At 66.9% G+C, this 15,065-nt stretch carries 13 protein-coding genes; 6 read left to right on the top strand and 7 right to left on the bottom strand.

The genetic code is table 11. From position 1 onward, the window contains the following. Positions 1 to 65 precede the first annotated feature (65 nt). From EGM87_RS23175 to pedF, 6 genes are all read right to left on the bottom strand, one after another. The gene (locus EGM87_RS23175) at positions 66 to 530 is read right to left on the bottom strand and encodes an aminoacyl-tRNA deacylase (protein ID WP_025551354.1); all 465 of its coding nucleotides are present in this window, start codon (positions 528 to 530) and stop codon (positions 66 to 68) included. 178 nt (positions 531 to 708) lie between these two features. Continuing rightward, positions 709 to 1,242 carry a GNAT family N-acetyltransferase gene (locus EGM87_RS23170; RefSeq protein WP_025551356.1) on the bottom strand — a complete coding sequence of 178 codons (534 nt, stop codon included), beginning with the start codon at positions 1,240 to 1,242 and terminating at the stop codon, positions 709 to 711. A gap of 100 nt (positions 1,243 to 1,342) precedes the next feature. Beyond that, positions 1,343 to 2,119: a response regulator gene (locus EGM87_RS23165; protein WP_025551358.1), complete on the bottom strand. Its 777-nt coding sequence runs from the start codon at positions 2,117 to 2,119 to the stop codon at positions 1,343 to 1,345. Positions 2,120 to 2,132: 13 nt separating this feature from the next. Beyond that, entirely contained in the window at positions 2,133 to 3,875 is a 1,743-nt protein-coding gene (locus EGM87_RS23160) for a methanol/ethanol family PQQ-dependent dehydrogenase (protein ID WP_044661020.1), read from the bottom strand. 142 nt (positions 3,876 to 4,017) lie between these two features. Then, positions 4,018 to 4,875, bottom strand: coding sequence for a substrate-binding periplasmic protein (locus EGM87_RS23155; RefSeq protein WP_025551360.1), 858 nt, complete (start codon positions 4,873 to 4,875; stop codon positions 4,018 to 4,020). Positions 4,876 to 4,880: 5 nt separating this feature from the next. Next, positions 4,881 to 5,306 carry a cytochrome c-550 PedF gene (gene pedF / locus EGM87_RS23150; protein ID WP_137708692.1) on the bottom strand — a complete coding sequence of 142 codons (426 nt, stop codon included), beginning with the start codon at positions 5,304 to 5,306 and terminating at the stop codon, positions 4,881 to 4,883. A 168-nt stretch (positions 5,307 to 5,474) separates the two neighbouring features. Between pedF and EGM87_RS23145 the strand changes: the two genes are divergently transcribed. Beyond that, a complete protein-coding gene (locus EGM87_RS23145; protein ID WP_025551364.1) occupies positions 5,475 to 6,446 on the top strand; it encodes a PQQ-dependent catabolism-associated beta-propeller protein in 972 nt (323 codons plus the stop codon). A gap of 223 nt (positions 6,447 to 6,669) precedes the next feature. Here the strand turns inward: EGM87_RS23145 and rpoZ are convergent, their stop codons facing one another. Continuing rightward, a complete protein-coding gene (rpoZ, locus tag EGM87_RS23140) occupies positions 6,670 to 7,014 on the bottom strand; it encodes a DNA-directed RNA polymerase subunit omega (protein ID WP_007688625.1) in 345 nt (114 codons plus the stop codon). A 119-nt stretch (positions 7,015 to 7,133) separates the two neighbouring features. On the opposite strand from rpoZ, the gene EGM87_RS23135 reads away from it, so the two are divergent. From EGM87_RS23135 to EGM87_RS23115, 5 genes are all read left to right on the top strand, one after another. Further along, complete coding sequence (locus tag EGM87_RS23135; RefSeq protein ID WP_025551366.1) at positions 7,134 to 8,348, top strand: phospholipase D-like domain-containing protein; 1,215 nt, start codon at positions 7,134 to 7,136, stop codon at positions 8,346 to 8,348. Positions 8,349 to 8,567: 219 nt separating this feature from the next. Further along, positions 8,568 to 10,076: a glycerol-3-phosphate dehydrogenase gene (locus EGM87_RS23130; RefSeq protein WP_025549455.1), complete on the top strand. Its 1,509-nt coding sequence runs from the start codon at positions 8,568 to 8,570 to the stop codon at positions 10,074 to 10,076. Continuing rightward, positions 10,073 to 11,539 (top strand): FGGY family carbohydrate kinase, encoded by a 1,467-nt coding sequence (locus EGM87_RS23125; RefSeq protein ID WP_044661021.1) that lies wholly within the window; start codon positions 10,073 to 10,075, stop codon positions 11,537 to 11,539. Before EGM87_RS23130 ends, EGM87_RS23125 begins: the two co-directional genes overlap by 4 nt. A 66-nt stretch (positions 11,540 to 11,605) precedes the next feature. Next, positions 11,606 to 13,387, top strand: coding sequence for a sensor domain-containing diguanylate cyclase (locus tag EGM87_RS23120; protein ID WP_025549454.1), 1,782 nt, complete (start codon positions 11,606 to 11,608; stop codon positions 13,385 to 13,387). A 271-nt stretch (positions 13,388 to 13,658) separates the two neighbouring features. Beyond that, the gene (locus tag EGM87_RS23115) at positions 13,659 to 15,047 is read left to right on the top strand and encodes a porin (protein ID WP_044661022.1); all 1,389 of its coding nucleotides are present in this window, start codon (positions 13,659 to 13,661) and stop codon (positions 15,045 to 15,047) included. Positions 15,048 to 15,065: the final 18 nt, after the last annotated feature.

The following is a 15,065-nucleotide window of genomic DNA, read 5'->3' as shown; positions in this document are numbered from 1 at the left end:
GAATTTATTAGATGAAAGGGGACCATGACTCCCCTCCCGCCGCGGGAGGGGGCACCCCTTCCTCTCTAAATACTGAACGCGAAATGCCCGGAGCCCTTTTGCAGCCGCCGCCAGTTTTCCGCATTCATATGAACGAGGGTGTGATGGTCGCCGCCCTCGAACCAGACATCCTGATCCATCAGCATGTCGTCGTCGATGATCGTCTTCAGCCCATAGGCCGCGCCGACCGGCGGAAGCGCGCCCAGTTCGCAGTCGGGGAACAGCGCCGCGGTCGTATGTTCCTCCGCCAGCGAGACGTCGCGGGCCAGCCATTGCTGCAGGAAGTTGAAGCTGACATGCTTGGAGGAGGGCAGGACGGCCAGCAGATATTCGTCGCCGGCCTGCACCAGCACCGCTTTCGCCACCTGCCGGCCGGGGACATGCGCCGCCTGCGCCGCCCGCGCCATCTCCGCCGAGGGTTCATGCGGCCATTCGTCGAAGCTGGTGCCGCAGCGGTCCATATAGCCGCGCAATCTTTGGGAAATCGCCATGACATCCTCCATCGGCCTGTGCCCGCGGACATGGGTCAGGGGGGCGTCGTGCGCGGTGCCGGGAACGGGTGCCGGCACAAGGGCGGGCGGCGGGTCTGGCCAATGCCGTCGATAGGATCAGGAATAGCAGATTTGCGGCCGATAACCAATCGCCCCGGCTGCCCCCTCCGCCGCGCGGTTACGGCCGGGCGGCGTCGGGCGCGGTGGCATTGCCGCCGCCCAGCGCGATCTGCATGTAGACGGTGTCGAGCCAGCGGCCCGCCTTCCAGCCCATGCCGGTGAGGCGGCCCACCTGCCGGAAGCCGCAGGCGGCGTGGAGCGCGACCGAAGCGGGTTCGCCGCCGCCGATCACCGCCACCATCTGGCGGAAGCCGAAAGCCCCGGCCGCGTCCAGCAGGGCATCGAGCAGCGCCCGGCCGATGCCGCCGCCGCGCCGGTCCTGCGCCACATAGATGCTGTTTTCGCACGCAAAGGCATAAGCGGGCCGGTCGCGGAACTGCGTCGCATAGCAATAGCCGACCACCTCCGCCCCGTCGCACGCCGCGAGGAAGGGCCAGCCCCGGCCGGTCACGCGCTCGATCCTGGCCACTGTCTCCGCAACGGACGGCGGCACGAGCTCGTAGCTGGCGGTGCCGTGCAGGACATGGTGCGCATAGATGGCGGCGATGGCGGCCGCATCCCCGACCGTCGCCTTCCGGACCGTGACGCTCATTGCCCTGTCGCCTCCACCATTTCGCCATCCTGCCCGACGCCGGGCGGCGACACAACCGGCCACCGGCTGGAGAAGAAGGGAAGAAATCGGGGAAAAGGGCTCAATCGGCGCGGAAATGCACCTGATTGGCCTTGATCACCGCCTGGGTGCGGCTGAGCACGCCCAGCTTCTGGAGGATGGCGGAGACATGCGCCTTGATCGTGGTCATCGACACGCCCAGATCGTGCGCGATCTGCTTGTTCAGCCGCCCGCGCACCAGATGCGCCAGCACCGTCTTCTGCTGCGGCGTCAGGCTGTCGATGCGGCGGGCGATCTCATCCTCCTCCGCCGTGGGCGCGACATTCTCTCCCATGGCCTCCGGCAGATAGATTTCGCCCGACACCACCCGATGGAGCGCATCGACGATGGCGCTGCGCTTCAGCGATTTGGGAATGAAGCCCGCCGCGCCGGCGGCCAGCGCCTCCTGCACGATGGCGCGGTCGAAGGCGCCCGACACCATCACCACCGGCAGGATCGGGAAACGGTCCCGCAGCAGTTTCAGGCCGTCCAGGCGGCGGACGTCGGGAATGTTGAGGTCGAGCAGGATGAGGTCGAAATTATCCTGCTTCTCCAGCAGCGAGACGGCCTCGTCCATGCTTGCCGCCTCGAAGATGTCGCAATTGTCGAAGCTGATCGCGATCACGCTGCGCAGCCCGTCGCGCACGAGGGGGTGATCGTCGACGATCAGCACCCGCTCCATGATTGCCTCGCCACCCATATACTGGCCCACCCCTCGACCCGGATCATCGGACAAGTCATGGGCCGTGGCAAGCCGCATCGCGCCGGGCGGAACCGCCGGAATGGAGTGCATGTGGTTGCCGCGTCCCATGACGATCATCGTTCTTGTCCTCTTATCTGGGCAGCTTGAACACCCAGAGCGCGCCGCCCTGGTTTATGTCCTTGAAGCTCTTGGCGACTTCGCCGCCCCAGAGCGGCACCGCGCCGCCCCAGCCGGACATCACCGCCACATATTGCTCGCCATCCTGTTCCCAGGTGACGGGGCTGCCCACCACGCCGGAGCCGGTCTGGAACTTCCACAATTCCTGGCCCGTCTTCGCGTCGAAGGCTTTCAGATACCCCTCCGGCGTGCCGGTGAAGACCAGGTTGCCCGCCGTCGAGAGCACCCCGCCCCAGAGCGGCGCCTTGTTCTTATATTCCCAGACGATCTTGCCGGTCTTGGGGTCCATGGCGCGCAGCGCGCCGATATGATCCTCGGCAATGGGCTTAATGGTGAAGCCGGCGCCCAGATAGGCCGCGCCCTTCTTGTAGGCGATGGGCTCGTTCCAGATGTCCATGCCCCAGTCGTTGGACGGAATGTAGAAGAGGCCGGTGTCCTGGCTGTAGGCCATGGGCATCCAGTTCTTTCCCCCCAGGAAGCTGGGGCTGGCGAAGACCGACTGGCCCTTGGCCGCTTCGCCCGGCGCGCCGGGACGGTTGGCGTCGTTATAGTTCGGACGGCCATTTTTGTTGAAGCCATTGGCCCAGGTCGTCTGCGCGACGAACTTGTTGGCGCTGATGAACTTGCCGTTGGTGCGGTCCAGAACGAAGAAATAGCCGTTGCGGTCGGCCTTCGCGCCCAGCTTCATCGGCTTGCCGTTGATCGTGGCGTCGAAGGGGATGAATTCGTTGACGCCGTCGAAGTCCCAGCCATCATGCGGGGTCGTCTGGAAATGCCATTTGATGACGCCGGTGTCGGGGTCGATGGCCAGCGTGGAACTGGTGTAGAGATTGTCGCCGGGGCGCAGATGGCTGTTCCAGGGCGCGGGGTTGCCGGTGCCGAAGAAGAGCAGGTTGGTTTCCGGATCATAGGTGCCGCCCAGCCAGGTCGCGCCGCCGCCGGTCTTCCACAGGTCGCCCTGCCAACTGGCGTTGGTCTTGCCGGTGATGCCGTTATCCTTGCCGTTGAGGGTGCCCATATTGCCCTCGATCGTCGGGCGGCGCCAGATCAGTTCGCCGGTGTTGACGTCGCGGGCCTCCACTGCGCCGGTGATGCCGAATTCGCCGCCGGAGTTGCCGTAGATCACCTTGCCCTTGACGATCATCGGCGCGGCGGTGGCGGAATAGCCCGCCTGATAATCGGCGGTCTGCTTGTTCCAGATGACCTTGCCGGTGTGGCGGTTGAGCGCGACCATGTGCGCGTCCAGCGTGGCGAAGATGATCTTGTCGCCATAGATCGCCGCGCCCCGGTTCACCACGTCGCAACAGGGCATGATCGCTTCGGGCAGGCGGGCGTCATATTGCCACTTTTCCTCGCCGGTGCGCGCATCGAAGGCGAAGAGGCGCGAATAGCTGCCGGTGACGTAGATGGTGCCGTCATAGACGATCGGCTGCGCTTCCTGCCCGCGCTGCTTTTCCCCGCCGAGCGAGGAGGCGAAGGCGGGGACCAGCTTCGCGACGTTGGAGGCGTTGATTGCCTTCAGCGGGCTGAAGCGCTGCGCCTGCGGACCCATGCCATAGGTCAGGACGTCGCCGGGCGTCGCCGCGTCGTTCATCAGGTCCGCATCGGTGGGGCCTTCGGCCAGCAATGGCGCGGCGGCAATCGCCAGGCCCAGGATCGCGGCGCCGGACAGGGCTCGCGTCAAACGTCCTTTCATTCCATCCTCCCTCTGTTGAAAGGGCGTGCTCCGCGCCCCCGACTGTTTCAGATTATTGCACCCGTTGTGCGCAGCAATTGGACCTTGGGTCGGTCCTTCCGTTTTTGGCTCCTTCCCCTCCAGAGGAGGGAAAGGGCAGGGTTCATCCTGCCGCCAGCGCGGGCGTCCACTGCACGCCATAGGTGGCGAACAGCGCCTTCATCTCGCCGCTTGCGGCCATGGCGGCGACAATCTCCTCCACCGCATCGCCCAATGTGCGGCTGTTTTCCTTGACCGCCATGCCGATGTCCCAGCCGGGCGAGGTGAAGGCGGGCAGCGGCCCCTTGCGCAGGGTGAGGCCCTTCGCGCCGCGGTGCAGCCCTTCCTCGATCTGGGCGCGGCTGGCGAGCACGGCGTCCGCCTTGCCCGCCGCCACCGCCGCGACCGCGTCGGAGCCGCTGGGATAATGCGCCACATCCTTCGCCAATATGCCGCCGAAGGAGCCGATCAGGTAGAAATCGGGGATGGAGTCGAGTTCGGCCGCCAGCCTGTGCCCGCGCCAGCCGGTGGGCGGCGCTTCCAGATCGATGGCGTTTTGCGTACCCGCAAAACGGAAGCTTTCGCGATAATAGGGCGCGATGATCGCCACCTGGTCGTTGCGGGCGGCGAAGGTCCGGTCGAAGGGGACGTGCAACATCAGGTCGCCCGGCGCGAAGCCCAGCAGCCCGCCCTTCCACACGCCATGGCGCAGATCGTCGTCGGCGCTTTCATCCGCTACGAGCTGGGCGAGGTCGGCGCGCACGCCCAGTTTCCCGGCAATGGCGCTCGCCAGGTCGGCGTCGAGGCCGACCAGTTTCCCGCCCTCCTCCCAGGACCAGGGGCGGTTGTCCTTGTAGACCACCACGCGCAGCACGCCCAGTTCCTTGACCTTGCCCAGCGGCGCGGCGTGGGTCATGCCGGGGCAAAGCCCCAGCGCCATCGCCGCGCCCGCTCCGCCGATCAGGCCACGCCGGCTGAGCATGGCCTTTAGCCCTGGAACTTGGTTTCGAGCCAGGCGCGGATCGCCCAGCCGGCCTTCTGGCCCAGCACGTCGCCGAAGGGCGGCATATAGACCTTCCCATCATGGCTGGAGCCGTGGCGGAAGCGTTCGACGAACCACTGGTCGCCCGATTCGCCCTGTTCGAGATAGCGCAGGTCGGGCGCGATGCCGCCGCTTTCCGCGTCGAGCCCATGGCAGCGGGCGCAATTCTGGCCATAGGCGGACTGGCCGATCTCTATCGCCTTGGCATTGCCGCTATAGGGGTTTTTCGCAAGCCATTCCTCGCCAATGTCCGGCAGGGCGGAGGTGTCGACGGCCTGTGGCGTCACATTGCCGTGCGCCATCAGGCCGGTTGCCATGGTCGCGCCCAATATGGCGATGGCGCCCAGCAGCGAAATGCGTCCCAGATTCATGCTCGAAATCCTCACCCGAATTGATTGGGGCGAGTGTAGGGCAGCGCGCTTTGCGTCCCTATTGGCCGTTGGTACAATCCCGGTGACGCTGTGCGCGCTATAGAGCCATAAGCGCTTATGCGCAGGAACATGACGCATAACGAGGCACGGCGGAGAGGATCGGGGCATATGAAGCGCATCATTCTGGCGGGGTTGATGCTGGTTCCGATGAGCGCGCAGCCAGTGAGCGCGTGGGCGGAGACGCTCTATGTCTCCAACGAGCGGGGCAACAGCGTCACCGTGATCGATGCGGCCAGCGCGAAGGTGATCGCGACCTGGGCGGTCGGCGGCCGGCCACGGGGGATCACCGTGTCGAAGGACGGCAGATATATCTATCTCTGCGCATCGACAGATCATGCGGTGCAGGTGATCGAGCGGGCGACGGGGAAGGTCGTGGCGGAGCTGCCGTCCGGGGAGGACCCGGAGCAATTCTTCCTCTCGCGCGATGGCGGGACGCTGTTCGTCGCCAATGAGGACAATGCTGCGCTGACCGCCATCGACCTGGCGAACCGGACCGTCGCCTTCCAGGTCGACGTCGGCGGCGAGCCCGAGGGCGTGGCGCAAAGCCCGGACGGCCGGTGGGTCGCGGTGACTTCGGAGGAGGAGAATGTCGTCAACTGGGTCGATGTGGCGAAGAAGGAGATGATCGACGCGACGCCCGTCGACCTGCGCCCGCGGCATGTGGAGTTCACGGGCGATGGCGCGCAGCTGTGGGTCGCGGCGGAGGTGGGCGGGACGGTGCAGATCGTCGATACGGCCTCCCGCAAGGTGGTGGAGACCCTGCATTTCGCCATTCCGGGCGTGGCGGAGCATCGCATATTGCCCTGCGGCATCCGTTTCACGCCGGACGGCCGGACGGCGGTGGTGGCGTTGGGGCGGGCGGATCATGTCGCGCTGGTCGACGTGGCGAGCCGCAAGGTGCGCGCCTATGTTCCCGTGGGCAAGCGGGTGTGGCATGTCGCGGTCAGCGGCGACGGGGCGCGGGCCTATGCGGCCAATGGCCTTTCGGACAATGTGAGCGTGATCGATCTGGCCAGGGGCGAGGTCACGGGAACGATCCCGGTGGGGGCGGCGCCGTGGGGGATCGTGGCGGTTCCCTGAAATGGCGGCTGCGCCGGCATTCGGAGGAGAGTTTTGGCCCATTAGAGGCTGATCGCACAAGGCAGTCCCGGGAAGCGGCGCTGAGCCACTGCCTTCGCAGGAGCCATACCGACCCGTGGCGACAATTGGCCAAGCACGCCATGCCCAGCTGCATCCAAAACGGTGAGGCCCGGTCCTGCTTGCGCAGGCCGGGCCTCATTCCCTCTCCAAACTGGTGACTGGATCAGCCGTCGTAGTCGCCGCCGATATTCTGGTTGCGCGGCGGGGCGGCGGCGGTCAGGCGCAGGGCCTCCGCCGACTGGGCGATCGAGCCGATTTCGTCCGGCGTGTCGTCGTCATCGATCTGCACCTTCTGCAGCGAGGCGACGAGCGAATCATGCAGATCCACCGGCAGGACGGTCTCTTCCGCGATCTCGCGCAGGGCGACGACGGGATTTTTATCGCGATCACGGTCCAGAGTCAGCTCGGCGCCGCCCGAAATCTCACGGGCGCGCTGCGCGGCAAGCAGGACGAGGTCAAAACGGTTGGTAACCTTGTCGACGCAATCTTCGACGGTAACGCGGGCCAAACGGGCGCTCCTGAACCAAGAGAAATGGTGAAATGCGCGCCTAACAGCGCAGGCCTTAAGAGTCAATGAAAAGCCCATAAACTGTGGCCAGCCGCCCCGAATGCGGGCATGAACGGAATATGGCGAGCATCCAGCAGGCAGGGCCGGGTGATGGCGGGTGGGAGGGCGAGGGACAGATCGGCCTGTCGCTGCACGCCGACCGCCTGCGCGTGATCGAGACGGGACCGGCGTTGCGGCAGGCCCTGGTCGACCTGATCGACGGCGCGCGGGAGAGCCTGAAGCTTTATTATTATATCTTCGCCGCCGACGGCAGCGGGCAACTCATCCTCGACCGGCTGATCGCGGCGCGGGGGCGCGGCGTTGCGGTCACGCTGATGATCGACGCCTTCGGATCGGGATCGACGCCGCTTGCCTTCTTCGATCCGCTGGTGGCGGCGGGCGGGCATTTCGGCCGCTTCGGGGCGCGGCGCTCGACGCGCTACCTGATCCGCAACCATCAGAAGCTGGCGATCGCCGACGACCGGCGGCTGCTGACGGGCGGCTTCAACGTCGAGGACGGCTATTTCGGGATTCCGGCGGAGGATTGCTGGCACGACCTGGGCCTGCTGGTGGAAGGGCCGCAGGTGCAGGCGATGACAAGCTGGTACGGCCAGCTCTGGCGCTGGGTGTCGACGCGCAAGCAGCGATTCCGCACGCTGCGCCGCATGGTGCGCAACTGGCACAGCCCTCTCCACACCGCGCCGGGCGAGCCGATGCGCTGGGTGATCGGCGGTCCCACCCGCCGGCTCAGTCCCTGGGCGCAGCTTGTGAAGCATGACCTTGAGCGGGCGCGGCGGCTCGACATGGTGGAGGCCTATTTCTCGCCGGGTCGCGGCATGCTGAAGCGCATCGCCCGGGCGGCGCGGCGAAAGGGGTCGCGCCTCGTACTGCCCTCCAGGTCCGACAATGGCGCGACCGTCGCGGCGGCCCGCCTGCTCTATGGCCCGCTGCTGAGGCGCGGGGTGGAGATATGGGAATATCAGCCCTGCAAGCTGCACATGAAGCTGATCGTGGTGGACGACGCGGTCTATATCGGATCGGCCAATTTCGACATGCGCAGCCTGTTCCTCAACCTGGAGATCATGCTGCGCGTCGAGGACGCCGGTTTCGCGCAGGATATGCGCGCCCTGATCGACCGGCGGGTCGCGCAAAGCCGCCAGATCACGCTGGAAACGCACCGCGCCCAGCGCAGCCTGCCGACGCTGGTCAAGCAGTGGATCAGCTATTTCCTGGTCGGCGTGCTGGACTATACCGTGACCCGCCGGCTCAATTTCCGCGATCCGGATGCCGACTAGGGCCAATCGACATTCAGATGATGACGAGCCGAAAATGGTGGTTTTCCGTGACCCGGCGCGCAGCCTACTCAAGGTATGTGAGCACCGGAAGCACGGAAAAGCGTCATTTGCAAGCCGTCAGGGCTGAATGTCGATTGGCTCTAGCATCGGAACCGGCCTCTTGTCCGGGGCGGGTCCGTTTCGGTTCCCCCCGTCCCCGAAGCGCGCTAGGGTGGCGGCGTGACAAGGGATAAGGACCCGGCGGCCCATGATCTTGCCGTGATCGGCGGCGGCGTCAACGGCTGCGGCGTGGCGCGCGATGCGGCCGGTCGGGGTGCGCGGGTGCTGCTGCTGGAGCGCGGCGATCTGGCGCAGGGCACCTCCTCCGCCTCCACCAAGCTGATCCATGGCGGGCTGCGCTATCTGGAGCATCGGGAATTCGGGCTGGTGCGCGAATCGCTGGCGGAGCGCGAGCGGCTCTGGGCGATCGCGCCGCATATCGTCCATCCGTTGCGCTTCGTGCTGCCCTGGGTGCCGGGGCTGCGGCCGCGCTGGATGCTGCGGCTTGGCCTCTTCCTCTATGACCATATCGGCGGCCGACGCGCCCTGCCGCCGACCGAGAGCGTCGACCTGCGCCGTCATCCGGCGGGCCGGCCCCTGAAAACCGGCTTCGGCACGGCCTTCGTCTATTCCGACGGCTGGGTGGACGATGCGCGCCTGGTCATCCTGAACGCCCGCGATGCCGCCGACCGGGGCGCGGAGGTGCACAGCCGGACGGAGGTGCGGCGGCTGGAACGGGAAAGCGGCGGCTGGACCATATATGCGCGGGCGGCGGACGGAACGATGCCGCGCTTCCGCGCGCGCGCCGTGGTCAACGCCGCCGGGCCGCTGGCGCTGGACCTGCTCCATCGCGCCCATGGCGAAACGGACCGCCACATGCGGCTGGTGCGCGGATCGCATATCGTCGTGCCGCGCCTGTTCGACCATGGCTTCGCCTATTTCTTCCAACTGCCCGATGGCCGCATCTTCTTTGCGCTGCCCTATGAGCGGGACTTCACCCTGATCGGCACCACGGATCGCGATCATCGGGGACCGGTCGACGATGTCCGGCCCGATCCCGACGAGATCGCCTATCTCTGCGAAGGGGCGAACCGTTATTTCCGGAAGAGCATCGCGCCGCAGGATGTGCTGTGGTCCTATGCCGGGGTCCGCCCGTTGGTCGACGACGGTTCGGGAAGACCGGAGGCGGCGACGCGCGGCTATCGGCTGGAGCTTGATGCGCCGGACGGAGAGGCGCCGCTGCTGAGCCTGTTCGGCGGCAAGATCACCACCTACCGCCACCTCGCCGCGGAGGCGGTGGCGATGCTGAAGCCCTTTCTCCCCAGCCTGTCGGGCGGCGACTGGACCGCGAAGGCGGCGCTGCCGGGCGGCGACTTCCCGATGCAGGGGCGCGACCGGCTGATCGCGGACCTGGGCTGCGACTATCCTTTCCTGGACTATGCCTCGGCGGAGCGGATCGCCTGCGCCTATGGCACCCGCGCCTGGGAGTGGCTGGACGGGGCGCGGGACATGGCGGCGCTGGGCGCGCATTTCGGTCATGGCCTGACCGAGGCGGAGCTGCGCTATCTGGTGGCGCGGGAATGGGCGATGACGGCCGACGACATATTATGGCGCCGGACGAAGCTGGGGCTGCGTCTGGATGCGCGCCAGACCGCGCATGTCCGGGAATGGCTGGGGGAGAAGGCATGAGCGAACGGCCGATATTGGTGCTGGACGAGGGCACGACGTCGACGCGGGCCATGCTCTATGCGCCGGACGGGCGGCGGCTGGGCATGGCGCAGGCGGACCTCAGCCAATATTATCCGCGGCCCGGCTGGGTCGAGCATGATGCGGCGGAGATCTGGGACAGGACCCTGGCCTGCGCGCGCGACATGGTGGCGCTGGCGGGCGGGGCCGACCGTGTCGCCGCCATCGGCATCACCAACCAGCGCGAGACCGTGGTCGCGTGGGACCGGCGGACGGGCGAGCCGCTGGCCCCCGCCATCGTCTGGCAGGACCGCCGCACCGCCGATCATTGCGCCGCCCTGCGCGAGGCGGGCAAGGAGGAGGCGATCCAGCGGCGGACGGGGCTGGTGATCGATCCCTATTTCTCCGCGACGAAGATGCGCTGGCTGCTCGATCATGCGCCCGCCGTGGCGGCGGCGGGCAGCGCGCTGGCCTTCGGCACGGTCGAAAGCTGGCTGATGTGGAAGCTGACCGGCGGCCTGCATGTCAGCGATGCCAGCAACGCCAGCCGCACCCAGTTGATGGCGCTCGACGCCGCCGATTGGGACCGGGGGCTGTGCGACCTGTTCGGCGTGCCGCCGCATGCGCTGCCGGAGATCGTCGACAATATCGGCCCCTTTGGCGAGACGCAGGACCAATGGTTCGGCCGGCCGATCCCGATCCGGGGACTGATGGGGGATCAGCAGGCGGCGACCATCGGCCAGGCCTGCCTGACCCCCGGCGACGCCAAGGCGACATTGGGCACCGGCGCCTTCGTCCTTGCCCATATGGGGAGTAGCGTGCCGGTATCGCGGCACCGCCTGCTCGGCACATTGCTCTGTCGATTGCCGGGCGAGACGAGCTATGCGCTGGAAGGGTCGCTGTTCGTCGCGGGCAGCCTGATCCAGTGGCTGCGCGACGAACTGCGCCTGATCGCAACGGCGGAGGAAAGCGAAGCGATGGCCCGTTCGGTGCCGGACAGCGGCGGCGTCGCCATGCTGCCCGCGCTGGCGGGGCTGGGCGCGCCGCACTGGCGCGCCGACGCCAGGGGGGCGATCCATGGCCTGACGCTGGGCACGAAGCGGGCGCATATCGTGCGCGCGGCGCTCGAATCGCTGTCGCACCAGCTTCACGACCTGGCTGGCGCATTCGCGGCCGACGGCATGCCCTGGCGCGCCCTGTGCATCGACGGAGGAATGAGCGCCAATGACTGGATCGCGCAGGACCTGGCGGACATTCTGCAGCTGCGCGTGGATCGCCCCGCCGATGTGGAGACGACCGCCCGGGGCGCGGCGATGCTGGCGGCGGTGGGCGCGGGCCTGTTTCCCTCCCTTGCCGAGGCGGCGGGGGCCATGGGGGCGGAACGGCGAAGCTTCGCCCCGGCCCTGCCGGACGATGTCAGAGGCGAAAGGCTGGGGCGATGGCAGGCATTGCTGGCGTCGGCATGATTTTCCCCTGTGTAAAATCATCATCGTGAGTATATCTTAACGATAAGCGTCTAGGGCGGGGCGAACATGCAGACGTCTCTTCGACATCCTTCTTCCCGCGTGGAACCGGTTGCCCTGGGTTGCGCCTATTTCCTGGCGGCGTCGCTGGCGCTTGCCAGTTCACGATTCGAAGGGGGATTGGCCTTCATCTGGGGCGCCAACGCGCTGTTGATGGCCTATCTGCTGACATCGCGAACCGCTTCCTGGCCGTGGGCGCTGATCGCCTGCGGCATGGCCAGCGCGCTGTCGACCGCGCTGTGGGGGATGGGGACGCTCGCCGCCGTGCCGATGGCGGGCATCAACCTGCTGGAAGCGCTGATCGTCGCGTTGATCTGCCGCCGCTTCGCGCGAGGCGGGAAGTTCGCCGGTTCGATGCAGCCGCTGTTCGTCTTCATCCTGGCGCTGTGCGGTCCGGCCAATCTGATCGCGGGCCTGGCCGCCGCCACTGTCGCGTCGGCGCTGACGACGGTGTCCTTCGGCGCATCGCTGCTGCAATGGTATACCGGGCATGTGCTGGGCGCGCTGACCTGCACGCCGATCCTGATGATGCTGATGCAGGGCGAATTGCGGCGCTGGTTCGGCCAGACTTCGCGCAGGGGCAAGTGGGAAGCGCTGGCGCTGCTGCTGCTGTTCGCGCTGGCGACCGCCTTCGTCTTCTACGCGGCGCGCTATCCGATGCTGTTCGCGCTGCTGCTGCCGATGGTCGCGATGGTCTTCCGCCTGGGCAATCTGGGCGCGGCGGCTTCGGTCATGATCCTGGCCATCATCGGCGGCATGGCGACCATGACCGGTCATGGGCCGCTGTACATGATCCCCGGCACGCTGGGCGAGCGGATGCAGTTCTTCCAGCTCTTCCTGGCCTTCAGTTTCCTGCTGTCGATGCCGATCGCTGCGGAGCTGAACAGCCGCCGCCGCCTGTTCCAGATGTTGCAGGAAAGCGAGGCCCGCTATCGCGCCATTGCGGAAAATAGCGGCGACGTGGTGCTCAACATCAGCGTTGGCGGCGTGATCGAATATGCCTCCCCCGCGGCGGCCGAACAGATCGGCTGCGCGCCGGAACTGCTGGTCGGGCAGGACGCGGCCAATCTGGTCGACCCGGCGGACCGGGAACAGGTGATCGCGACGCTGGACCGGGCGCTGGAGCAGCCGGGCGAGGTGCAGACGGTGGAATTCCGCCCCTTCATTTCCGCGCAAGGCAGCGACTGGTGCGAGATGGTGGCCCGCGCCGTGGTCGACGAGCGCGGCCTGCCCACCGGCCTTGTCAGCACGATCCGCGACATGTCCCGGCACAAGGCGCGGCAACGCGCGCTTCAGCAGGTGGCGGCGCTGGATTCGCTGACCGGGGCGGACAGCCGCCGGGCCTTCCTCGAAAAGCTGGAGGAGGAGATGCTGCGCGTCCGGCATGGCGCGCGGGCCTGCCTGCTGCTGATCGACATCGATCATTTCAAGGCGGTCAACGACGGCTACGGCCATGGCGCGGGCGACCGCGTGCTGGCGGGCTTCGTCGAGCGGTTGCGTCCCGGACTGCGCAGCGTCGACAGCATCGGCCGTCTGGGCGGGGAGGAATTCGCCATCCTGCTGAGCGGCACCGACGTCGTGCGGGCGAGCATGATCTGCGAAAGGCTGCGCGAAATGGTCACGGCCCATCCGGTGCAGATCGATTCGGGCGAGGTGATCCCGGTGACGTTCAGCGCGGGACTGGTGGCGCTGGGCGGCCAGAGCGAGGGGCAGGCCGTGCTGGAGGCCGCGGACAAGGCGCTCTACAACGCCAAGCATAGCGGACGCAACTGCCTGCGATTGGCGGCGTAAGGTCAAGATCCTGACCCTTGCCGCGGATGCTCTCCGCGCGAACATCCATGCGCCCTTCGACCAAAGTAGTGCCTGATTCCTCCTGTCTGAACCGGGCTCTTGCGCGCCGCGCCCTTGCTTCGAGCGTCCGCGCAGGCGCCGCCTGCGGCCTGGAGCCATGCGTCCCTTCCTTCCAAGGGAGGAGGCCCTAAGTCCAATTTCCGCCGCGCCCTGCCGGCCTCAATCTCTCTTCAGCCGGGGGCATTGACCGGCACAAAAGAGGGAGGATGTTATGAAAAGGACGCTGCTCCTCGCGAGCGCGGCCATGGGGCTGCTTTGCGCGACTGCCACGCCGGCGATGGCCGGGACCACCGCCGATCTGCTGAAGCGGCTGCATGAAAAGGGAATCCTCTCCGACGAGGAATATCAGGAACTGCTGAAGAATGAGAGCGCGGAGGCCGCTGCCGCGCCGGCCGCGCCGCCGGTGACGCCGGATGCATCGGGCGGCGGTCGGAGCGTCCGCATGACCGACAGCGGTGTCGGCTTCGAAATGGGCGACGTCACGCTCAAATTCTCCGGATCGGTCAATGGCTTCTACGTCCATGACAATGGCGAGGCGCCCAGCGCCACCAACAGCGTCGTCGGCGGCGTGGCGACGGTGGGTGGCAAGAGTTCGGCCATCCGCAACGGTCTGCTGCCCGGCTTCCTGAAGGTGGAGGTCATGACCAGGCAGGGCGGCTGGGACGTCGGCGCGCATTTCGGCATGTATCCGGGCATCAACTCCGTCAGCTATGCGGGCAGCGGCGCGAACAGCCCCGGCAATCCGCGCGGGCTCCAGACGGCGGGCATCGATTTCCGCCAGACCTACCTGACCTTCGGCCGTCCGGGCTTTGGCGAGGTGAAGATCGGCCGCGACATCGGCCTGTTCGCCTCGGAGCAGATCCTGAACGACATCACCCTGCTGTCGTCGGGCACGCCGGCGGGCAATGTCGCGCCGTCCAACACCACGCTGGGGCGGATCGGCGTCGGCTATATCTACACCGATTTCCAGCCGCAGATCACCTATACCACGCCCAGCTTCAGCGGCTTCACCGCCAGCATCGGCATTTTCGAGCCCTTGTCCTCGCTGACCGGACCGGACGAGGCCAACAAGGAGCCGGGCTTCCAGGGCAAGCTGGTCTATGACGGCAAGTTCGGCGGCGTGGGCACCCGCCTGTGGGCGGCGGGCATCCGGCAGAAGCATGATGTGATCGCCGGGCCGGACTATACGAGCTGGGGCTGGGACGCGGGCGCGAAGGTGACGGTGGGGCCGCTGACGCTGGTCGGCACCTATTATGACGCTTCGGGCCTTGGCACGACGGCGCTCAACCTGTTCGACACCGATGGGCTGGGCAACAAGCGCGACAGCCATGGCTTCTATCTGCAGGGGCTGGCGAGCTTCGGAAAATTCTCTGTCGGGGGCAGCTATGGCGAGAGCAATCTCGACTATGCCAATGCCGCCGACGCGCTGGCGAACCCGACGCTGGTGGACAAGAATTCGAGCTGGGTGGGGCAGGTCCGCTACGGCCTCACAAGCTGGGTCACGCTGCTGAGCGAATATGTCCACACCAGATCGGAAGCGCATAACGGCAATCAGGCCAGTTCCGACGCCATCGCGGCGGGGGCCATCCTGTTCTTCTGATCCCGACCGAAGGAACAA

This window comes from Sphingobium sp. RSMS, from assembly GCF_005406185.4.
In the GTDB taxonomy this organism is placed as follows: Bacteria; Pseudomonadota; Alphaproteobacteria; order Sphingomonadales; family Sphingomonadaceae; genus Sphingobium; species Sphingobium fuliginis.
The sequence above is the reverse complement of the archived record's forward strand: the minus strand, read 5'-3'. Positions and strand labels throughout refer to the sequence as shown.